The organism is Pseudomonas sp. NPDC089996 (assembly GCF_044748405.1).
Lineage (GTDB): Bacteria > Pseudomonadota > Gammaproteobacteria > Pseudomonadales > Pseudomonadaceae > Aquipseudomonas.
The window spans coordinates 72,645-94,438 of record NZ_JBIVGA010000017.1 but is presented as its reverse complement, the minus strand read 5'-3'; the positions used below and the strand labels follow the sequence as shown (position 1 = coordinate 94,438).

The 21,794-nt window shown below is 62.4% G+C and carries 13 protein-coding genes; 2 read left to right on the top strand and 11 right to left on the bottom strand.

Features of this window, described 5'->3' with window-relative positions:
- Positions 1–293 precede the first annotated feature (293 nt).
- The 7 genes from ACIPW4_RS23940 to ACIPW4_RS23910 all read right to left on the bottom strand — a co-directional run bounded on the left by ACIPW4_RS23940 (position 294) and on the right by ACIPW4_RS23910 (position 11,408).
- Entirely contained in the window at positions 294–1,622 is a 1,329-nt protein-coding gene (locus ACIPW4_RS23940) for a sigma-54-dependent transcriptional regulator (protein ID WP_400662232.1), read from the bottom strand.
- Entirely contained in the window at positions 1,619–3,523 is a 1,905-nt protein-coding gene (locus ACIPW4_RS23935) for an ATP-binding protein (protein ID WP_400662230.1), read from the bottom strand. Before ACIPW4_RS23935 ends, ACIPW4_RS23940 begins: the two co-directional genes overlap by 4 nt.
- 69 nt (positions 3,524–3,592) lie before the next feature.
- Positions 3,593–4,327: an amino acid ABC transporter ATP-binding protein gene (locus tag ACIPW4_RS23930; RefSeq protein ID WP_400662228.1), complete on the bottom strand. Its 735-nt coding sequence runs from the start codon at positions 4,325–4,327 to the stop codon at positions 3,593–3,595.
- Positions 4,324–4,995 (bottom strand): amino acid ABC transporter permease, encoded by a 672-nt coding sequence (locus ACIPW4_RS23925; protein ID WP_400662225.1) that lies wholly within the window; start codon positions 4,993–4,995, stop codon positions 4,324–4,326. Before ACIPW4_RS23925 ends, ACIPW4_RS23930 begins: the two co-directional genes overlap by 4 nt.
- Complete coding sequence (locus tag ACIPW4_RS23920; RefSeq protein ID WP_085675218.1) at positions 4,996–5,742, bottom strand: amino acid ABC transporter permease; 747 nt, start codon at positions 5,740–5,742, stop codon at positions 4,996–4,998. It abuts the gene before it with no gap.
- Positions 5,743–5,884: 142 nt separating this feature from the next.
- Positions 5,885–6,802 carry a glutamate/aspartate ABC transporter substrate-binding protein gene (locus ACIPW4_RS23915; RefSeq protein ID WP_400662222.1) on the bottom strand — a complete coding sequence of 306 codons (918 nt, stop codon included), beginning with the start codon at positions 6,800–6,802 and terminating at the stop codon, positions 5,885–5,887.
- 166 nt (positions 6,803–6,968) lie between these two features.
- Entirely contained in the window at positions 6,969–11,408 is a 4,440-nt protein-coding gene (locus ACIPW4_RS23910) for an NEL-type E3 ubiquitin ligase domain-containing protein (protein ID WP_400662220.1), read from the bottom strand.
- Positions 11,409–11,559: 151 nt separating this feature from the next.
- Here ACIPW4_RS23910 and ACIPW4_RS23905 point away from each other — a divergent pair, with 151 nt between their 5' ends.
- Complete coding sequence (locus tag ACIPW4_RS23905; RefSeq protein WP_400662217.1) at positions 11,560–15,861, top strand: NEL-type E3 ubiquitin ligase domain-containing protein; 4,302 nt, start codon at positions 11,560–11,562, stop codon at positions 15,859–15,861.
- 23 nt (positions 15,862–15,884) lie between these two features.
- Here the strand turns inward: ACIPW4_RS23905 and glpD are convergent, their stop codons facing one another.
- From glpD to ACIPW4_RS23885, 4 genes are all read right to left on the bottom strand, one after another.
- Entirely contained in the window at positions 15,885–17,414 is a 1,530-nt protein-coding gene (gene glpD, locus ACIPW4_RS23900) for a glycerol-3-phosphate dehydrogenase (RefSeq protein ID WP_400662215.1), read from the bottom strand.
- Positions 17,415–17,666: 252 nt separating this feature from the next.
- A complete protein-coding gene (locus tag ACIPW4_RS23895) occupies positions 17,667–18,422 on the bottom strand; it encodes a DeoR/GlpR family transcriptional regulator (protein ID WP_400662212.1) in 756 nt (251 codons plus the stop codon).
- A 99-nt stretch (positions 18,423–18,521) separates the two neighbouring features.
- Positions 18,522–20,021 carry a glycerol kinase GlpK gene (gene glpK, locus ACIPW4_RS23890; protein WP_400662209.1) on the bottom strand — a complete coding sequence of 500 codons (1,500 nt, stop codon included), beginning with the start codon at positions 20,019–20,021 and terminating at the stop codon, positions 18,522–18,524.
- Between the two features lie 40 nt (positions 20,022–20,061).
- Positions 20,062–20,913 carry an MIP/aquaporin family protein gene (locus tag ACIPW4_RS23885; protein WP_400662207.1) on the bottom strand — a complete coding sequence of 284 codons (852 nt, stop codon included), beginning with the start codon at positions 20,911–20,913 and terminating at the stop codon, positions 20,062–20,064.
- Between the two features lie 302 nt (positions 20,914–21,215).
- On the opposite strand from ACIPW4_RS23885, the gene ybaK reads away from it, so the two are divergent.
- On the top strand, positions 21,216–21,686 hold the full coding sequence (ybaK, locus tag ACIPW4_RS23880) for a Cys-tRNA(Pro) deacylase (protein WP_400662204.1): 471 nt from the start codon (positions 21,216–21,218) through the stop codon (positions 21,684–21,686).
- The last annotated feature ends 108 nt before the right edge of the window (positions 21,687–21,794 follow it).

The following is a 21,794-nucleotide window of genomic DNA, read 5'->3' as shown; positions in this document are numbered from 1 at the left end:
GCACCAGGCAGACTGGAAGCCAGAGGTGTACACCGGAGGTGCCAAACTCGCCAGCTAGAGCTGGATGGGCTGCTGCGCAGCCCACTTGAGGGTCCCGATGTTGCGCCCAAACACTTGGAAGAGGTTTCAAGTGCGATGCTTCACGCCTGAAGGCAACAGAAAACGCTGGGAGGCTGGCTCCTCAAAGAAATTGCCTCCTGCCATAGAATCTCCCACAGGAATAGTGCATTGTCCGAGGCCTGCACTATCCCTGTGGGAGCGGGCTTGCCCGCGAAGCAGGCGACGCCGCTCTGTCAGCCGAGCCCGTACTTCTTCACCTTGTCGAACAGTGTGGTCTTGGCCATCCCCAGCTCCTGGCTGGCCTGGCTAAGGTTACCTCCGGTGCGCTGCAAGGCATCGCTGAGCAAGTTGCGCTCAAAGGCCTCCACCGCCTCGGCAAATCCAAGCCCCTGGCTGGCGCCGCCGCTCGGTCCTTTCTTGAACGCCGGCAGCCCAAGGGCATAGCGCTCGGCCACGTTGCGCAACTCGCGCACGTTACCCGGCCAGTCATGGGCCATCAGCCGTGACAGGGTCTGGCTGTCCAGCGCCGGCGCCTCGCGGTCGAAGCGCAGCGCCGATTGCTGCAGGAAGTGTTCGAACAGTTGCAGGATGTCTTCCCGGCGCTCACGCAGCGGTGGCAGCTCAAGGGTCACCACGTTCAGGCGGTAATACAGGTCGCTGCGGAACTGCCCAGTCTGGCCGAGCGCGTCGAGGTCGGCCTTGGTGGCTGCGATCACCCGGCAATCGACCGCAATGCTCGAGTTCGAGCCCAGGCGCTCCAGGGTGCGTTCCTGCAACACGCGCAGCAGTTTGATCTGCAGGTTGATCGGCATGCTCTCCACTTCGTCGAGGAACAGTGTGCCGCCGTTGGCGTGTTCGATCTTGCCGATGCGGCGCTTGCCGGCACCGGTGAACGCGTTGGCTTCGTGGCCGAAGATCTCGCTTTCGAACAGGTTCTCCGGCAGCCCGCCACAGTTCAGCGCCACGAATGGCTGGCCCTGGCGCCGACTGAAGTCATGCAGGCAGCGGGCGACCAGCTCCTTGCCCGTGCCGGTTTCGCCTTCGATCAGCACGTTGGCCGAGGTATCGGCCACGTTGGCGATCAGTTCGCGCAGGTGCTCCATGGCTGGCGAGCGGCCGATGATGCGCCCCTCCAGGCTGCTCTGTTCGGCCAGTTGCCGGCGCAGGGCATGCACCTCGCGGGACAGCCCGCGCTGCTCCAGCGCACGGCGCACCACATCCACCAGGCGCTCGGGGGAGAAGGGCTTTTCCATGAAGTCGTAAGCGCCATTGCGCATGGCGCCGACCGCCATGTCGATATCGCCGTGACCGGTGATCAGCACCACCGGCAGGCTGCGGTCGCGGGCCTTGAGGCGGTTGAGCAGCTCCAGGCCATCGATGCCGGGCAGACGGATATCGCTGACGACGATCCCGGCAAAATCATCGCCGATGCGCTCCAGGGCCTGTTCGGCACTGCCGACACCCTCGCAGGCGATGTCCTCCAGGGCCAGCGCCTGCTGGCAGCCGAGCAGCACATGCGGGTCGTCTTCGACGATCAGGACGGTAAGTGGCGCTTGGTTCATGGTTGTTCTGCCGATTCGCTAGGAGGTGTGACCAAAGGCAGGGCGAGGACGAAGGCCGTGCCACCCGTAGCGGGGTGCTCGACGTTCAGGCTGCCTTTGGCGGCGGCGGCAAGGCTCGCCGACAGGGTCAGCCCCAGGCCCAGGCCGTGTTCGCCCGGTTTGGTGGTGAAGAAAGGTTCGAACAGGTGCTTGCGGGTCTCGGCATCGATGCCGTGCCCGTTGTCACGGACCCGCAGGCGGTACTTGTCGCTCTGCAGCTCGCCTTCCAGCCACAGCTCGGGCAGTGGCTGGGTCGCCATGGCATCGAGCGCGTTACCGATCAGGTTGACCAGAATCTGCTCCAGGCGAGTCTGGTCGATGGCCAGTTGCTGGTCGTCGAACTGGTTGTGCACCTGCAGATGGCAGCCCGCGATACGGTTGCCGAGCACCTGCAGCGACGCGTCCACGGCCTTGGCCAGCGATGCCTGGCCGCTGTCGTCGCCGCGCCGGGCGAACGAGCGCAGGCTGGCGGTGATGCGCCCCATACGGTCGATCAGGTCGTTCATGGTGCGCAGGTTGGTGCTGGCGGTGTCCAGTGCGCCGCGCTCGAGGAAGCGCACGGTATTGCCAGACAGGGTACGCAGTGCCGCCAGTGGCTGGTTGAGTTCGTGGGCGATGCTGGTGGACATCTGCCCGATCGCGGCCAGTTTGCCGGCCTGGACCAGCTCGTCCTGGGCATGGCGCAGGGTCTGTTCGGCATGCCGGCGCTCACGGATCTGGCCCTTGAGCCGTTCGTTGCTGGCGCGCAGGTCGGCAGTGCGGTCGGCGATGCGTCGCTCAAGCTGGCTGTTGGCTTCTTCCAGCGCTTCGCGGGCGGCCAGGCGCGTGGCAACGACCTTGCGCCGCTCGTTCCAGGCGATGCCGAGGATCGTCAGCAGGGCGAAGGCCACGCCGACCAGGATGCCCTGCACCATGGATTCGCGGCGCAAGTCCTGCAGGGGGGTGAGCAGGGTGAAGTGCCAGGGCGTATCGGCCAGGCGCCGGGTCTGCGCCAGGTAACTCACTTCGTGGGGCTTGCCCTGGGCCGTTTCGGCATTGGCCGGGAAGGTCAGTTTCTCCACGCCATCGGCCAGGGTTTCGCGGGCCAGCGGCTGCAGCTCGTTCAGTGGCCACCAGTAGTACTGCAGGCTGCGGGCCAGGCGCTCTTTTATCTGCGGGGTCAGCGGGCGCACCGACTTCAGGCGCCGCGCCGGGTCGCTGGAAAGGATGATGATGCCGTTCTCGTCGCTGACGAAGGCTTCCAGGCGGGCACGCTGCCATCGCTCTTCGAGGGTGTCCAGGCGCACTTTGATCACCGCCACGCCAATCACCTTGCCGTGTTCTTCCAGGCCATGGGCCAGGTAGTAGCCGGCCTCGCCAGTGGTGCTGCCGATGCCGTAGAAACGCCCCGGCTCGCCGCGCACGGCGGTCTGGAAATAGGCTCGGAACGACAGGTCCTCACCCAGGAAGGAGTCGGCATCACGCCAGTTGCTGGTGGCCTGCACCCGGCCGTTGGTGTCGAGCACGAAGATCGCCCGGCTGCGGCTGCGGCGGTTCAGGCCCTCGAGGTATTCGTTGACGGCCTGCCGGTTGGCGCCGTCAGGGTCGGTGAGCAGCTGCGAGACGCTGTCTTCCAGCTCCAGCAGGCTCGGCAGGTAAGTGTACTTGCTGATTTCGCTTTCGACCGTGCGCGCATGCAGTTCCAGTGCACGCTCGCCGTTTTCGCTGAGGGTGCGGATACCGTTACTCTCGCTGATCAGAAAGCCAGCCATGCCCAGCCCGACCATCAGCAGAATGATCAGGGGCGGCAGCAGCAATTGACGAATCAGGCGGGATTTCACGGCGGGCTTGGCAGGGAGAAGAAGCGAAGGATCGCATTTCATCACAGTGGCCTTGTCACGGCCAGCATCCGCTGCCGGGCTCACCCTGGCAGCGGTGCCGTTGTTGCCGAATCAGTGTTGCAGGATCTTGCTGAGGAAGTGCTGGGTGCGTTCGTGGCGGGCGCTCGGGTCACCGAAGAAGGCTTCCTTCTGGCAGTCCTCGATGATGTTGCCCTTGTCCATGAAGATCACCCGGTTGGCCACCTTGCGGGCGAAGCCCATTTCGTGGGTCACGCACATCATGGTCATGCCTTCGTGGGCCAGTTCGACCATCACGTCCAGCACTTCGTTGACCATCTCCGGGTCCAGCGCCGAGGTGGGTTCGTCGAACAGCATGACGATCGGGTCCATCGACAGCGCACGGGCAATCGCCACGCGCTGCTGCTGGCCGCCAGACAGCTGGCCTGGGTGCTTCTTGGCGTGGGCGCTGAGGCCTACGCGTTCGAGCAGGGCCAGGCCCTTCTTGGTCGCTTCCGCCTCGCTGCGCCCCAATACCTTGCGCTGGGCGATGGTCAGGTTCTCGGTGATGGTCAGGTGCGGGAACAGCTCGAAGTGCTGGAACACCATGCCCACCCGCGAGCGCAGTTTTGGCAGGTTGGTCTTCGGATCGGCGATCGAGGTGCCATCGACCACGATGTCGCCTTTCTGGAACGGTTCCAGGGCGTTGACGCACTTGATCAGGGTCGACTTGCCCGAGCCCGACGGGCCGCAGACGACCACCACTTCACCCTTCTTGACCTCGGTGCTGCAATCGGTCAGCACCTGGAAGTCCCCGTACCACTTGTTGACGTTCTTGATGGAAATCATACGGCGATCCTTTTTTGCAGGCGCTTGACCAGCCACGAAGCGGAGAAGCTGATGACGAAGTACACGACCCCGGCGAAGATCAGGAACTCATGGGAGCGCCCGATGATGTCGCCGTTGGAGCGTGCCGAATTGAGGAAGTCCACCAGGCCCACGGTGTACACCAGCGAGGTGTCCTGGAACAGGATGATGCTCTGCTGCAGCAGCAGCGGGGTCATTTTGCGGAAGGCCTGGGGCAGGATGATCAGGCGCATGGTCTGGCCGTAGGTCATGCCCAGGGCCTGGGCGGCGCCCATCTGGCCCTTGGAGATCGACTGCACGCCGGCGCGGACGATTTCGCAGAAGTACGCGGCCTCGAACATCATGAACGCCACCACGCACGAGGTGAAGGCACCCACCGGGGTGTCCTCGCCGGTGATCCAGCGCAGCACGAACGGTACCGCCAGGTAGAACCAGGTGATCACCAGCAGCAGCGGGATCGAACGGAAGTAGTTGACGTAGGCACCGGCCACACGCGACAGCAGCTTGCTCGACGACAGACGCATCAAGGCCAGGATGGTCCCCAGCACGATACCGCCTACCACGCCCATGACCATCAGTTGCAGGGTCATGACCATGCCGTCCCAGAGGGCGGGCAGGGCAGGGATGATTTCGCTGAAATCCATTTCCATTTACTTGCCCCCCACGGAGATCAGGCCAGGCACCGCGACTTTCTTCTCGACCATGCGCATCAGCAGCATCAGGCCCATGTTCAGGGTGAAGTAGATCAAGGTGGCCAGGGTGAAGGCCTCGAACAGGTTGGCCGAGAACTCGGCGGTCTGCTTGGTCTGCGCCAGCAGTTCCATCAGGCCGATCAGCGAGGCCACCGAGGAGTTCTTGAACACGTTCAAAAATTCCGAGGTGAGCGGCGGAATGATGATCCGGTAGGCCTGCGGCAGCAGCACGTTGTTGTAAATCTGCGGCAGGCTGAAGCCCATGGCGCGGGCGGCGGCTTCCTGGCCACGAGGCAGCGCCTGGATGCCGGTGCGCACCTGTTCGCAGACGCGGGCAGCGGTGAACAGGCCCAGGCAGATGACCACGCTGATCAGCGCCGAGGTGGTCGGGTTGAGGTCTTGCTTGAACCACTCCTGCAGGCCTTCGGGCAGCAGGTCCGGCACCAGGAAGTACCAGATGAACAGCTGCACCAGCAGCGGCACGTTGCGGAACAGCTCCACGTAGGCGGTGGCGATGCCCGATACCAGGCGGTTCGGCACGGTGCGCATGACGCCGAGGACGGAGCCCAGCAGCAATGCGATGATCCAGGCGGTGATGGCGATGGCGATGGTCCAGCCCAGACCGGTGATGTACCAGTCCAGATAGGTCTCGCTGCCCACGCCGGTGGACTTGAAGAACACGCCCCAGTCCCAGTTGTAATTCATCGGGATTTCCCCTCAGACGGTTGTTTCACGGGCACCTTCGAACATCCAAGGGCGCCGGGCGCCCTCGGATGAAAGGTTAGACACTAATGAGTGGCCTGCAGAATTGATTCGTGCGCTTGAGCACCAGGCCACTAACTGGAGGTCAGGACTTCTTCTCGTCTGCCGCTTTGTCGGTCGGCTCGGCGATCAGTTTTTTCAGCTCGTCGCTCATCTTGAAGCCCAGGTTCAGGCCTTTAGGCGGGATCGGCTGGGTGAACCACTTGTCGTAGCTCTTGTTGACTTCGCCCGACTTGAAGTAGCCGACGATGGCATCATCGACCGCTTTCTTGAAGGCGGCGTCATCCTTGCGCACCATGCAGCCGTAGATTTCGTACGATTGCGGGGTGCCGGTGATGACCCAGTCGGAAGGCTTGCGCGCCTTGGCCATTTCACCGGCGAGCAGGGCGTCGTCCATCATGAAGGCTACGGCGCGGCCGCTTTCGAGCATGTTGAAGGCTTCACCGTGGTCCTTGGCGGAAATCACGTTCATCTTCATCTGCTTGTCGGCGTTCATCGCCTTGAGCAGGCGCTCGGAGGTGGTGCCGGCGGTGGTCACCACGTTCTTGCCGGCCAGGTCCGGGAAGTCCTTGTAGGCTGGCTGACCATCTTTGACCTTGGTCAGCAGACGGGTACCGACTTCGAAGATGCCCACGGTGAAGCCGACCTGCTGCTGGCGCTCGACGTTGTTGGTGGTGGAGCCGCACTCCAGGTCCACGGTGCCGTTCTGCACCAGCGGGATGCGGGTCTGGGAGGTGACCAGGTTGTACCTGACCTTGATGTCGGTACCCAGTTGCTTCTTCAGGGCCTCGACCACGGCCAGCTGGATGTCATGGGAGTAACCCACGGGCTCGGGTTTGCCAGCCAGGTAGGAAAACGGAATGGAAGAGTCGCGGTGGCCCAGGGTAATGGTGCCCGAGTCCTTGATCTTCTTAAGGGTACCGGTCAGTTCTTCGGCCATGGCTGGCGAAGCGATGATCGCGGCGGCGATGGTTGCGCCCAACAGATGACGAACGATACGCATCAAATTTTCCTCGACGTGTTTGTTTTTTTTATGGAGCCGTTGGCGGACTCTTTCGTTCAACGAATACCGCAAGAAGCGAGAGCATTCGGCTACCAAGTGTAGAGCATGACTCGTGCCAAGCCTTGATGTCGACCCAATGCACCCGAATCTCGCGGGTTTGACGGTTTCAGGGAATTTCGCAGCCGTTCGGGTTTCCGAACGAATCATCCACACCCCTGTCGAGAATCCGAATGGATACCCAGCGCTGGCATGCCTGTTGTGCCAAGTCACGGGTCAGCTGCCGCTCGGCATTTTGCAATTCTGCCATCAAGGCCCCGGACCGCGTCAGAAACTCCGCTTCGGTGATCTTGCCGCTATCCACCAATGTTTGCTCAGCCTCGAGCCGCGCATGCACCGGGTCGGCCAGCAGTGTGAAGCGATCGGTATGCTGGGTATGTACATAGTTGTGCCAGAAGGGTCGCATGGCCAGCGAGTCGACCAGGTCGTTGAGGTGTTCCGCTTGCAGTACTTCACGCTCGGCCTCGCTGATATCGGCAGCTGTCACTCTGGCTGTGTGAGGGAAATTCATCCTGTGGGGCTGGCGGGGCAGATCGAGGCGATGTCGCAACTTGATCCGATAGTACAGCCGTGTTTCGTATTCATCCGCGGGCAACCGCGGCGGCTGCGCAGCTGTACGGTCCGCTTCCTCCAAGGCCCTGAAGCGACGAAGGGCGATGCTGTCAACGTGGTCGAGCCGGCTCAAGGCGCGCCCCAGGCGTACCAGCCGTGACTCGACAGCGCTCGGTGCACCCGTTGCGAACGCGTCCTGTGCCAGCACGCCAACTTCCAGTTGACTCAGGATGTAAAGCAGCCGGTCCTCGCATGACCGGACGCTGCCTGCTTCCTGGAAAACGAAATGGCGCAGCACCTCATGCTCCTGGCAGGCCTCGAGGATGTCCCAGACTCGGTCCTGATACTCCCAGGGTGCCTCGACGTATTCATGGGTACTCCTGAAGTCCGCGAGAAACTGGAACAAGTGCTCCGACCCGGGCTCGGCTTGCAAAAGGTCCCACAAATTTTCACGCTTGGTACGCAGTGCCTGGTTCGCACTGCCAACCCAGTCATTACGTACCGCCGTGGAAAGGGCGGTGTGCTGGTAGCCGTGACCCCTTCTGCCTGCCGAGGTGCCTGCGATCGACGTCAACGCGGAAAAGCTGTCGTCATCCAGAGGGTTATCGTGCAATGCCACTCTGTTCAAGCCTGCCCCCAGCTGACGTAGCTCGTCGCGAACATCTCGCAACTGATTGTCGCGAAAGTCCGCCAAGCCAGCCCAGGGCACCATCGCCGGTGGGTCAAGCAGGCTCTGCAGCCCAGCCCCCCGAACCAGAACCCTGCGCATGAACCTGAGGTGCCTGACCCGCGGTGGCTGGCCCAGCGGATTATGGCTCAGGTCCAGGGTGTGCAAGCGTGTCAGCGCACCCAATTGCGCCTGCCCCAGGTTGTTGAGGACAATGCTGTTAGCCGATAGATCCAGCTGCCTGAGCTGAGTCAGACGCTCGAGCCCCGACGGGATCTGCTCCAGCTGGTTGCCGCTGAGGTTCAGCTCGATCAGGTTGGGGAAGCGTTCGAGGAACTCCGGCTCCACCCGCTGCAGGTTCATCTTGCGCAAGGTGAGGCGGCGTACATGCGCGAAGCTTACACTGGCTGGCAATCTGGGTAGCTCATCGATGGCCTCGCCGGAAATCCGCAGCATGTATTCGCCATCGAGCCCAACCAGTTTGCGCCGCCAGCAACGACGTAGCGCATCTGCAACTTTCCTGCGGCGCCACGCATGCAAGGGGTTGACCGATTGCTGGCGCCATTCACGCAGGTTGCTCCGCAGCGCGGCCAACTGCCGCTGCAGGCCACGGTAGTGGTCCCACAGGTTGACCTCTTGGTTCAACAGAGGCAGCAGATACTGGTCCAGTTGAGTATCGTCAAGGGTGGGAAAGATCTGCTGGATACCCCGCCGGCAGGCCTGTCGACCTTGCCCCATGCGACCGCTCAACGGGTAGCCCAGGCGCCCATCGCCAAGGCGACGGGGCAATCGAATCCCTCGGCCGATGGGGGTCATGCCCAGCACGGCCGCAATGCGTTCGCGGTCACCGCTGGCGGTTCTTGACAGCAAATCGCGCAGTTGCCGTTCGTCGGTGCCGGCAACCCCAAGTGTGGCGCGCTGAGGGGCGTCGAGGCTCAGTTGCAGCGCGCGTAGCAGGCTGTCGCCATCGCTTGCCGAGGCCGCGCCTGGGCCATCGAGCAATCGATACCCCTGCGCGTTGGCGACGATACGCCTCACCTGGGTGGCTTGTTCGCCAGATGACTTGATCAGCACAGGGCCTTGCAGTGCCTCATCGCGCAACTCTACGCGCACCGTCGCAGGCCAGGGGGCGAGGTCTTCGATCAGGCCCATTGCCAGACGTTGGGTGTCGGCATTGACCGCTTGGGGCTGGCGCAAGCCAGCGCAGGCTCGGTCCAGGCGTGCCTCGCGCAGATGCCAGCGGGTGCGTTCGGCCAGGCTCAACGGTACCCGTCCGCGGCCGGAAAGCGTTGCCGCCTGCTCGGTACTGGTGTGGCTCAACAGTTCTCTGGCAGCGCGCAGCGTCAGGCCCGGGAAGTCACGCATCAATACGCCTTCATCAAGGTTTGCTGAAGCTTCGCTTGCACGCAGATGCGCCTCGAACGCGTCCCCCTTGAGCTCGGGTCTGGCTGCATGTGCCTGATGCCGCGCGTGTGCATCGAGCAGTCGTGCGGGCGCACTCGCGCCCTCGACATGCAAACCACGAAGCTGCTCCTCACTCAGGCCTGTAGTGAATAGCAGGTCATCCGCGGTGGCCTCGGAAACCATGGCCAACTTGCTGCTCAGGCGCTGCAACAGGTAGGCAGCCCCCTGCCAGTGCTGCGGCGCCTCCAGTTCATGCCACCAACCACCGCTGTCGTTATGCGCCAACCGTGGCGCATGGGCCTGGGCACGCTGTGGATGGACGATGTGCCAGGCCTCTTCGCTGGCGTCTTTGTTCACGATATAGGCGCCCTCATGCAGATTCAGGCGCCAACCGTCATCTCGCTGGGTTTTCTGCCCTGCCGGTAGATCGGTGGCATCGACCTGGTAAGCCTGCAGGTCCTGCCCAGTCAGTTTCACTGCACCCTCTCTGGTACAAATGGGCACCAGGTCGTCGACAAAGGCCACACGCCGTAACGAGTTGACTGCAACTTGACCGGCTTTGGCTATCACTGCCCCAAGCACAACGGATTCGGCCACGCCAAAAAGGTGGTCGAGCGCACCCTGGCGATCACCCAGGCGCCAGTCCTCGTAGCCTTCGTATACCTCATCGGCGATCTGCGCCGCGTTGACTGCCAGCATGATTTCACCCAGTACTGGCACGAACAGCGCTGCCAGCCCTGCAAGATCCAGCCCGGCGGTCAGGTAACCTCGCAGGCGTGTGCGCCGATCGTTTTCGTCTTCAGCGTCCGTGGAAACGGCTAGCACCCTCGCATCATCGATCAATGTATCGATCCGTTGCTTGCGCAAGTGCTCGAACAGCGGCAGCTCCAGCGCCATGTTGCGGCCATCGAGTTCGACGCTGGCGGGGGCCGCGGTGGCTGCCAGTAACCCATTGAGGGTGGTGAAGAATACTGGCTGGTCACGCATGCTGACGAAGCGCTGGAAGAAGCGCTGGTACGGGCGTTCGCGCAGTCGGCCGGCAAGCGCATCATACAGCGCCTGCCACGAGGCATAGCGGCTTGTCGGGCCGTGCGGGTCACCGGGAACCCAGGCAATGACCGCGTTCACCTCGGCACCTGCCTTCGGGCGCACCTCCACTGCCACAACACCACGTATTTGCTTGCCCAGCAGATACAACTGACGCGCCTGCGACACATCTGGCAATGGCGGGACGATGGCGGGTTGCGAGATCACTGGCAGCATCTGCAAATAGCTTCGCTCGTCGAGTTCGCCCTTGAGCGCGGCCAGGCGCACCGCGACTTCAAGATGCGCGCTGAAGCTTTGCTCGAACAGACGCTCCACGGCTCGCTTGCGTTGGTTAGGGGCATCGCCGGGCTGGTCGCTTGGTTGCAGCAGCCCCAGGAGCACAGCCTGGTAGCCACCCCCGAGGTCCAGGGTGCGGCACAGTTCAGCGAATTTCTCGAACGATAAGGGTAGTGGTGTCCCATCCGCTGATTCCAGCCATCCCTGGCGAGAGGCCGAGGGGGTGGTTTCGCGAAGGTGAAAATTGTGCAGTGCCGAACTCAGCAAGTTGCTCCTGTGGATGAGCCGGTAACTCGATGGTGGCACACCTGCTGAAATCGGGGGGCGTATCACGAGCTCTGAAATCACCAGCTGGCTGGACTGCTCATCGATGTCGGCAAGCGTGTTGGCTGCCAGCGCTTGCTTGAGCAACGGGCTGGCGAAGGCTTGCGGGGTCGGTATGGCGTTCAGTACGGCCCCTAACTGGTCAGTCGCTGTGTTTTGCCGTTTCAAGGCTTGATGCAAGGCGCGCAAGTGGGCGGGGGACGCGCGGCATAGCCAGTCGGGAAGGCGATTGGCAATCAGGCCGTCGATCGAGTCTGCAGCGAAAGTGATATCGGGCATCGGGATAGGTCCTGGTAACGGGAGCCCTTAGTGCACTACCGACAAACCTTCACCAGGCAGTAGATAGTTACATGGCTTGCGGGTGGCATTTATCCAGCGCCCTGCCAGACCTGCCGCATGGTCCTCTAGGCGTTCTACCTGAGGACCCGCAATGACCGACATTCACACCACAGACGACACCATCGACGAGTTGATCGCCAGCCGGTTGCCCCGCTGGCTGGTCGATCATCACCAGCAAGACCGGCTGCATGCCCTGCGCCTGGCGCTTCGTCGTCAGGAGGAGCAGACCCGCAGGCTCGATCTGGTGTTCAGCCACATACCGCCGTTGCGGGCGTTCGCCGAGCAGTGCTTGCAAACCGAGCTGGAGCGCATTGGCCACGGCCATATCGATGTAGCCCGCAGTTGGGTATGCATTACCCGGCGGGCCATTCTTCCCTCCGGTTCGCCGGTACTTTACATGCCCACCCACCTGCGCCGCTCGAAACAGACGTTACTGTCTGCCGCGCTGCATAATTTCAAGATCGGCGAGACCCGTCCCTCGATCAACCGCTCCGGTGAGTTGGTTGACCGCAAGGGCAAGCGCTTGTTGTTGAGTTTCACCGCATTCGCTGCGGTCTGCCGACGGATCGATGTGGGAGGGCGCTACCAGGCTCTGCTCAACGCACAACTCAGCCCGGAGGATGATGCGGGGCAGGCGCACTTGAACGCGCTGATCGATGCCAATCTGCGGACCAACATGGAGGTCGCGGTGCGGATCGCGGCGATGAAAGGCGAGATCGACGAACACGCCTATCTGTCTGTACTGCCCATGCTTGCTACGCAAGCAGTCGTACCGTCAGTGAGGACCAGGGTCATTGCTCGACAGCCATACCTGCTCGGGCGCTGCATGCGGGGGATCTTGACGGTGGAGTTGCACCCGACGCCTGATCAGCCGCTGACCTCGGTGATGCTGTGGATCCCGGGCGACCCCAGCGCTGCAGTGACCTGTCATGCCGGTTGGGATGCACTCTATGGATTTCTAGGGCGGCGTCTGCTCGACCCAGCGTACCGCAGGTTCTTCACGCGATTCGTCAGTGAACGTGACCGTAACGATTTTCACCGTCTGCTGGCCGAGCGGGTCAAAGAAGCTTCTGCCCAAGGGGCGGAGCTCGATGGGCGCCATGTAGCGGTAGACAAACCTGCTTTCGAGCACATGCGCGACCTGTACCTCGCGAAAATCTTCGATGATGCCAAAGTGCTGGCTGTGTCCACGGAAGATGAAGACGAACAGGAGCGATACGCTCGTCTGCAGGGCTACATCGAACTGGGCTTCAACCTGGCCAGCCTGGCGGGTTTGTTCGTACCGGTGCTTGGCGAGGTAATGATGGTCACCAACGGGGTACAGATCGCCAGTGAGGTATACGAAGGCTATCAAGATTGGCGCATCGGTGACCGCGAAGGGGCGATGAACCACCTGTTCGATGTTGCCGAGAATCTGGTCGTGGGTGCATTGATCGCCAAAGGTAGTCAGCTTGCCGTGCAATCGCTTCGGCGGGTGGCCTTTGTCGACGAACTGGTGCCAGTGCGTGCCACGGGTGGAAAGATCAGGTTGCAGGCAGCGGACTTGCACGGTTACCAGGCAGAGCCACGGGATGTTGGCGGTGCCCACGAATGGCTGTGGCATGTGGAAGAAACCCGCTATCGGGTAGTCGATGCCCCAGAAGATGGGACATCGCGAGTCGAGCATCCACGGCGCCCCGAGGCGTACAGACCCAGGGTTCAGGGAAACGGCAGCGGCGGTTGGCGCCATGAGCTGGAGTCTCCACAGCATTGGAACGGGGCGGGTAACCTGGTACGCAGGCTGGGTGCTCAGCTGGCCGACTTGCCTGATGCTACCTGTGAGTACCTGTTGCAGGTAATCGGGTCTGGCGAAGACCAGATACGTCGTCTGCATGTGGAGAACGTGGGGGCCCCGGCTCGTTTGCTGGACGCCCTGGAAATGTATCAGGCTCACGAGCTGTATCCCGACCTGGATGCGGCGGGGCTTGCTCGCCACGTCGCCTCCCGGCAAATCAGGCCCAACGCTACAGAGCGGCTTCTGCGCCGATCGTTCGCCGGCTTGTCGATGCGTTGCACCCGTGAATTGCTGAGCCAGTGCAGCGGTGAACAGTTGGACATGCTGACTGAGAAACTGCGCATTCCGCTGGTTGTCGCAGAGCGTGCACGCTGGTCTTCTCGGCAAAGCCGGCTGGACCGTGCCTGTGCAGGTTTGCGGCTTGATCGGTGGGTCAATGCCGATACCGAACGCCTCGCGCTGGGCTTGCTCGAGCGGGAGGTGGCGTGGCCATCGACCACACGCGTTGAACTGCGCGAAGGCACCGCCGGCGGGCGGTTACTGGCCAGCATCGGCACACAGTCGAGTGAGGACGTACGCTGCATCGTGCGGCTCGAAGACGGCTACCGGCATGTCCAGCAAACAACCCCTGGTTCATACCTGCGGGCACTGTTGGCGGCGCTGGATGATGAGCAAAAAGACGGGCTGGGTGACGCAGCTCTGAGTCCTCGGGCATTGGGTGAGCGCTTGGCAGAGGTAGCGTGCCAGAACCGCCCTCAAGCGGCGCGAATGTGTGGAATGGCTACTCAAGGCGTGGGTTTGCGGCCGCCGCTACGGCTAGGGGACGGGCGCCTGGGGTATCCGTTGAGCGGGCGTGGGCCAAGCGGTGGCAGAGCCTTGGCGCGTGCGATTCATCAAATATTCCCGACCTTGGACGACTACGGGCTCGATGCCTACCTGGCCGATTTGCGAAGCCGCGGGGTAGGTGTATGGGAGCATTTCACCGCGCTGCAGGAGCAGCTTGCGGATTTGCGCCGAACCTTGCGCGATTGGCGCAGCGACAGCAGCAACCCGCTGGACAGCATGCGCCGACGCCGCGTCGCAACCGCATTGCGACGGAGCTGGAGACGCAAGCTCACCGATGTCAACGGTGATTATATTCTGGTCATCGAGGGCGAACGGATAGGCCGCTTGCCCGAGCTGCCCCAGGCCATACGCTTCGACCATGTCCAGCGCCTGGTATTGCGCGATTTGCACCTGACGGAGGTCACGGGTGCATTCCTCGAGCGTTTTCCGAACCTGGTGGAGCTGGACCTCTCCGACAACCAGTTGACGACTATCCCCAGCGGGCTCGCACAGATGTCCAGGCTCCGGGAATTGAATTTTCAGGGCAACCGAATCGTCATGGATGACGTTGCAGAGCGGCGGCTGATCGAGTTGAGGTCACTGCAATGGCTGGACCTTGGCAACAACCCCCTGGGGCGAGCACCGATACTGACCAGCCTGAACTACTTGCGCCATGTCAGCTTGAACGCCACTGCGTTGCAGGAACTTCCAGGCCGGGTATCGTTGCGTGCGCACGTCGACCTGCGTAACAACCGCATAGCGCAACTGCGTCGGGATGTGCAGCAACTGCGTCTGCAAGTGCAGCGCTTTTCGCTGCATGACAACCCGCTGGACGAGGCGGACGAGGCCTTGCTCGATGAAGCCCGCGGCGTGGCATCCGGTGCACGCGGTTCCGCATCGGCGCGGCACTACCCGGTGGACGATCGGCTGTTCGAGGACTGGGCGGGTGTGCCAGTAGGCAGCGACCACCAGCGCCGAAGGGCGATCTGGAACAGCCTGCGAGACGAACCGCAGTCCACCGGACTTTTCCGTTTCCTCGCCGATTTTGCGCGCACTGATGACTTCAGCCGGCATTCCGGGCATTACCGGGGGCGGATCTGGCGGGTGCTGGAAGCCTGCGAGCAACATGAACAAGTACGCCAGCAGTTATTCCTGGAAGCATCGGGGCCACGCACCTGCGAAGACAGGCTGCTGTTGATCCTCGAACAACTGGAAATCGGCGTGCAAGTGGAGCGTGCAGTCGAGGACGCGGCGGGCAGCGAGGTCGAACTGCGCTTGCTGAGATTGGCACGTAGTTTGTTTCGGCTGGACGAAGTGGACCGTCTGGCCACGCTGCATATACAGCAGATGCACAGCCGTCCAAGTGCACAGGTCGATGAAGTGGAAGTCAGATTGTTCTACCGATTGCAACTGGCGCGAGCACTCGCGCTGCCGGTCGAAGTGGACGACATGCATTATCCGACGGAGGCCAACGTGACGGTCAGCGATCTATTGCAGGCCCAGGACCAGGTGCTCCAGGCTGAAACGGCCGAAGCACTGATCGCGTCCTTGGCGCAGCGGCCATTCTGGGCGCGTTTTGCCCGTAGCTACTACAACGAACGCTTCGAGGAAGTGCTGCAGCCGCTTCATCGGCGTATGGAGGGCCTGCAGGCTCAAGCCGATGAAGGTGTGATCGATGACTGGGCGTTCGTCCAGCGCTGTGAAGGGATTACGCAGGACTTCAATCGGACTGAGCGCGGGCTGATCGAGCGCCTGGCGCAGGAAGCCTACGAGCGCTGGAGCAAGCCGGGCTGAAGCCTGAGCACGCCAGGCGCCGCTCAGGCTGCGCGGGTCGCCGCGCTTGCAGTCTGCAGATAGTTGGCCAGTGCCTGCTGCTCCTGGTCTGTGGTGAAAAGGCCCAACTTGCTGCGACGCCACAGAATGTCGGCCGCGTACTGCGCCCACTCTTCGCGCACCAGGTAGTCCACTTCGCGTGCAAAGAGCCCGGCACCGATGGCCTGGCCAAGGTCGTCGGGGCCTTGGGCGCCTTCGAGCAGCCGCCAGACCCGGGAACCGTAGGTTTGCGCCCAGCGTTTGGCAATGGCCACGGGTAGCCAGCCGTGACGAGCCAGCAATGCATCGACCAGGGCCTGCACGCTGCTCATGTCTTCGCCGCCCGGCAATGGCGCAGTGGCGGTCCAGCTGCCGCGCTGGTGCTCGAAGAATGGCTTCAGCTCGGCCATGGCCGATTCGGCGAGCTTGCGGTAGGTGGTGAGTTTGCCGCCGAACACCGATAGCAACGGTGCCTCGCCTTCGCCAGCGGATAGTGCCAGGGTGTAATCGCGGGTCACCGCCGACGGGTTGTCCGATTCGTCGTTGCACAGTGGGCGCACGCCCGAATAGGTATGCAGGATATCGCTGCGGCTCAGCTGGTGATTGAAGTGCTCGTTCACCACCTTCAGCAGGTAATCGGTTTCCTGCTCGGTGATCGCCACCTTGGCCGGATCGCCGCTGTATTCGCGGTCGGTGGTGCCGATCAGGGTGAAGCGGTCCAGGTACGGAATGCAGAATACGATGCGCTGATCTTCGTTCTGCAGGATGTAGGCCTGTTCGCCTTCGTACAGGCGCGGCACGATGATGTGGCTGCCCTGGATCAGGCGGATGCCGTAGGGCGCACTGAGTTTGAGGTCGTCCTTGATGAAGCTGGCCACCCAGGGCCCGGCGGCGTTGACCAGCGCGCGGGCACGGATTGTTTGCAGGCTGCCATCGGCATGCTGCAGTTCCACCTGCCACAGGCCATCCACACGTTCGGCGCGCAGGCAGCGGGTGCGGGTGTGGATGTGGGCGCCATGCTCGCGGGCAGCCATGGCGTTGAGTACTACCAGGCGGGCGTCATCGACAGCGCAGTCGGCGTATTCGAAGCCACGGGTTATTGCCGGCTTGAGCGGGTAGCCCGGGCCGAAGCGCAGGCTGCGCGAGGCGCCCAGGCGCTTGCGCTTGCCCAGGTGGTCGTAGAGAAACAGGCCAGCGCGGATCATCCAGGCAGGGCGCAGGTGCGGGCGGTGTGGCAGCACGAAGCGCATCGGTTTGACGATATGCGGCGCCTTGGCCAGCAACACCTCGCGCTCGGCCAAGGCTTCGCGCACCAGGCGAAATTCGTAGTGTTCCAGGTAGCGCAGGCCGCCGTGGATCAGTTTGCTGCTGGCGGAGGAGGTGTGCTGGGCCAGGTCGTCCTTTTCGCAGAGGAAAACTTTGAGGCCGCGGCCAGCGGCGTCTGCAGCGATGCCCACGCCATTGATGCCACCGCCGATCACGGCAAGGTCATAGCAGTCGGCGACTGGGGGCTGGGACGAAACGGGCTGGGACACGGGCAAGGCCTCCTGGTGCTGTTCGAATCGAATATGAACATTTATGTTCGTTTTCGAAAATACTAGCGCAACAGCAAGCCGTTATCCAGTCAGTCTTTATAGAAAAAACTGATCAGATGACATGGAAGTGAACATTTATGAAAATTCTGGGTGGTCGGCTCGAGTTTTGTAGCGCCTGTGAGATCGAGCGCCGCGCGGGCGGCGCTCGATCTTATCGGCGCTGCAAACCTGTCGGCGGGGACCTGCCAGCCCTCACACCACCTCAAGCCGAATCTTGTGCTGATTCAGCAACTGGCTCAGGCCAAGTGAAGGCGCCTGGTCAGTCACCAGACAATCGACCAGGCTGATCGACCCCAGGCGCACCATGGCATTGCGCCCGAACTTGCTGGAGTCGGCGGCAAGCACCACCTGGCGGGCATTGGCGATGATCGCCTGGGACACTCGCACCTCCTGGTAATCGAAGTCGAGCAAGCTACCGTCTTCGTCGATCCCGCTGATGCCGACCAACGCAAAATCAACCTTGAACTGATTGATGAAGTCGACACTGGCCTGACCTACCACGCCACCATCTCGGCGTACCGTGCCACCGGCCACCAACACCTCGAAGTCGTCCTTGGAGGCGAGAATCGCGGCCACGTGCAGGTTGTTGGTAATCACCTTCAGGTGACTGTGGTTGAGCAGCGCCCGGGCAATCGATTCGGTGGTTGTGCCGATGTTGATGAACAGCGAGGCATGGTCGGGAATCTGCTGCGCAATGGCTTCGGCGATGCGTTGCTTCTCGTCGCGCATCTGGTCCGCACGCATGGCGTAGGTGGTGTTCTCGACACTCGAATCATAGGCAGCGCCGCCGTGGTAGCGGCGCAGCAGATTGAGTTCGGCGAGCTGGTTGATGTCGCGTCGGATGGTTTGCGGGGTAACGACGAACAGCTGCGCCATTTCTTCGATACTGACGTAGCCGCGATCGCGCACCAGTTCGAGGATTTGTTGTTGGCGTGGGGGCAGATTCATGGGCGGTCCTTTGGGGCTGCCGGACAAATTCTGCAATGATGCCGTAGGAAGGGGACTACGGCCAGTAGGCGATGGGGCCGCATTGCGGCCCCCTTTGCTTCACACCTCGTGATCTTCCCAGTCACGGGTGCGGTCGACGGCCTTCTTCCAGCCGGCATACAGTTTCTCTTTCTGCGCTTCATCCAGTTGCGGGCTGAACTCGCGCTCGATGATCGCCTTGTCGCGCAGTTCCTCCAGGCCGCTCCAGAAACCGCAGGCCAGGCCAGCCAGGTAGGCGGCGCCGAGGGCGGTGGTTTCGCGCATCTGCGGGCGCTCCACGCAGGTGCCGAGGATGTCGGCCTGGAACTGCATGAGGAAGTTGTTGGCCACCGCGCCACCGTCAACGCGCAGTTCCGACAGGCGTTCGCCACAGTCCTGCTGCATGGCGTCGAGGACGTCGCGGGTCTGGTAGGCGATCGATTCCAGCGCGGCACGAATGATATGGTCGACCTTCACACCGCGGGTCAGGCCGAACAGCGCGCCCCGGGCGTACGGGTCCCAGTACGGGGCACCGAGGCCAGTGAAGGCCGGGACCAGGTACACGCCGTTGCTGTCCTTGACCTTGCTGGCGAAGTATTCGGTGTCCAGGGCGTCATTGACGATCTTCAGCTCGTCACGCAGCCATTGTACGGTGGAGCCGCCGTTGAAGACCGCGCCTTCCAGGGCATAGGCCACCTCGCCTCGCGGGCCGCAGGCGATGGTAGTGAGCAGGCCATGGGAAGACTTCACGGCCTTGTCGCCGGTGTTCATCAGCAGGAAGCAGCCGGTGCCGTAGGTGTTCTTGGCCTGGCCCGGCTCCACGCACATCTGGCCGAACAGCGCCGACTGCTGGTCGCCGGCGATACCGGCAATGGCGATACCGCTCTTGGTATGACCGTACACTTCCGAAGAAGGGCGCACTTCAGGCAGCATCTGCCGCGGGATGCCGAGGATTTCCAGCAGCTTGTCGTCCCACTGCAGGCTGTGGATGTTGAACATCAGCGTGCGCGAGGCATTGGTGTAGTCGGTGACATGCACCTTGCCGCCGGAGAACTTCCAGATCAGCCAGGTATCGATGGTGCCAAACAGCAGTTCGCCGCGCTCGGCGCGTTCGCGGGCTCCTTCGACATTGTCGAGGATCCACTTCAGCTTGGTGCCGGAGAAGTACGGGTCGGTGACCAGGCCGGTGGCTTCACGAATGTACGCTTCATGGCCATCACGCTTGAGCTGGGCGCAGATCTCGGTGCTGCGGCGGCACTGCCAGACGATGGCGTTGTACACCGGGCGGCCGGTTTCCTTGTCCCACACCACGGTGGTTTCACGCTGGTTGGTAATGCCCAGCGCGGCAACCTGGGCATGGCTGATGCCGGCCTGGGCCAAGGCCTCGACCATGGTCGCGCTCTGGGTGGCGAAGATCTCCATCGGGTCGTGCTCGACCCAGCCAGCTTGCGGGTAGTGTTGGGCGAACTCGCGCTGCGAGGTGCCCACCACATTGGCATCGCGGTCGAAGATGATCGCCCGCGAGCTGGTGGTGCCCTGGTCCAGGGCGATGATGTAGTTCTTATCCTGGGTGTCTGTCATGGTCTTAGGCCTTGCAAAAGAGGAGTTCAGGGCGCCAGCATCAGTTGACTTGAGTATCGCCCTGGCGATTGTCGGTTGTCTCGGCGCTGGCGTTTTGCGCCGCCGGCAGATTGCGCGCGATCAGGCCGCGATAGGTCGCGGCCCCCAGGCAAGCGCCGAGGATGGGTGCGAACACCGGAACCAGGAAATACGGAATGTCCCGACCGCCAGTGAAGGCGATTTCGCCCCAGCCGGCCAGGAAGGTCATCAATTTTGGCCCGAAATCGCGGGCTGGGTTCATCGCAAAGCCGGTCAGCGGGCCCATGGCGCTGCCGATCACGGCAATCAGCAGGCCGATCAGCAACGGCGCCATGGCGCCCCGCGGCAGGCCATTGTTGTCATCGGTGAGGGCCATGATCACGGACATCAGGATCGCGGTGATCACCACTTCGACCAGAAACGCCTGGCCAGTGGAAAGCGACGGGTGCGGATAGGTCGAGAATACCGAGGCCAATTCGAGGCTCTCGGTGCTGCCGCGGAGCATGGCATGGGCCTGTTCGAAATCGAAGAACAGGCTGCTGTAGAGGGTGTAGACCAGTGCCGCCCCGCAGAACGCGCCGCAGATCTGGGCCAGCGCATAGAACGGCAACTTGCGCTTGTCGAAGCCGGCGAACAAGGTGAGTGCGATGCTCACAGCCGGGTTCAGGTGCGCGCCGGAGATGCCGGCAGTGAGGTAGATCGCCATGCTCACGCCGACGCCCCAGATGATGCTGATTTCCCAAAGGCCGAAGCTGGCGCCAGCGACTTTGAGCGCGGCGACGCAACCGGTACCGAAGAAGATCAGCAAGGCGGTGCCGAGGAACTCGGCCAGGCATTGGCTGGACAGTGTGGGTTCGCGTAGAGCAGTCGTCATGTATGACCTCGTTGTTTTTGTTGTGAGGCGCAAAGCGCTCGACAGCAAAGCCTGGTGTCTTTCCCCGGTGACCTCAGGCGGATATTAAAAAGCGCACCTTAAAAGGGCACCATTTATTCAGAAACGAAAAAATATAGACAAGAAACGCTGATGTCAAAGGTCGAAAGTGAACGGGTAGTCACGTTTTGGTCGCGTGTATCAATGCCTGATGCCCGAAGTAGAGGGCGGCGTAAGTCATCGGCTGGCTGGGATGTAGGAATTGCCCTAAAGTAGCCGCGACCTGTCCCAGACCGGAGCACTGCATGACCCCCGCACTCGACCTGCTGAAAAAAGCCCGCGCCGAACATCGCGTGCACAGTTACGAACATGACCCCAAGTCAGCGTCATACGGGCTGGAAGCAGCGGAAAAGCTTGGGCTCGATCCGCAGCAGGTATTCAAGACCTTGCTGGCGAGCAGCGAAAAGGGCGAGTTGCTGGTGGCGGTGGTACCGGTAGTGGGAACGCTGGACCTGAAGGCCCTGGCCCATGCAGCTGGGGTGAAGAAGTGCGAAATGGCTGACCCGGCTGCGGCTCAGCGGGCGACGGGTTACCTGGTGGGCGGGATCAGCCCGTTGGGGCAGAAGAAGCGCCTGCGTACCTTCATCGATGATTCGGCGCAGAATTTTGCAACCGTTCATGTCAGCGCCGGGCGGCGGGGGCTGGAGGTCGAATTGGCGGCGGTGGTGCTGGCGGAGCATACCCAGGGCAAGTTTGCCGGGATTGGTAGAGGCTGAACTAGCTGGGGCCGCTCTGCGACCCTTTCGCGACGCAAGGCCGCTCCCACAGGAGTATTGCGATCACCTGTGGGAGCGGCCTTGCGTCGCGAAAGGGCTGCAAAGCAG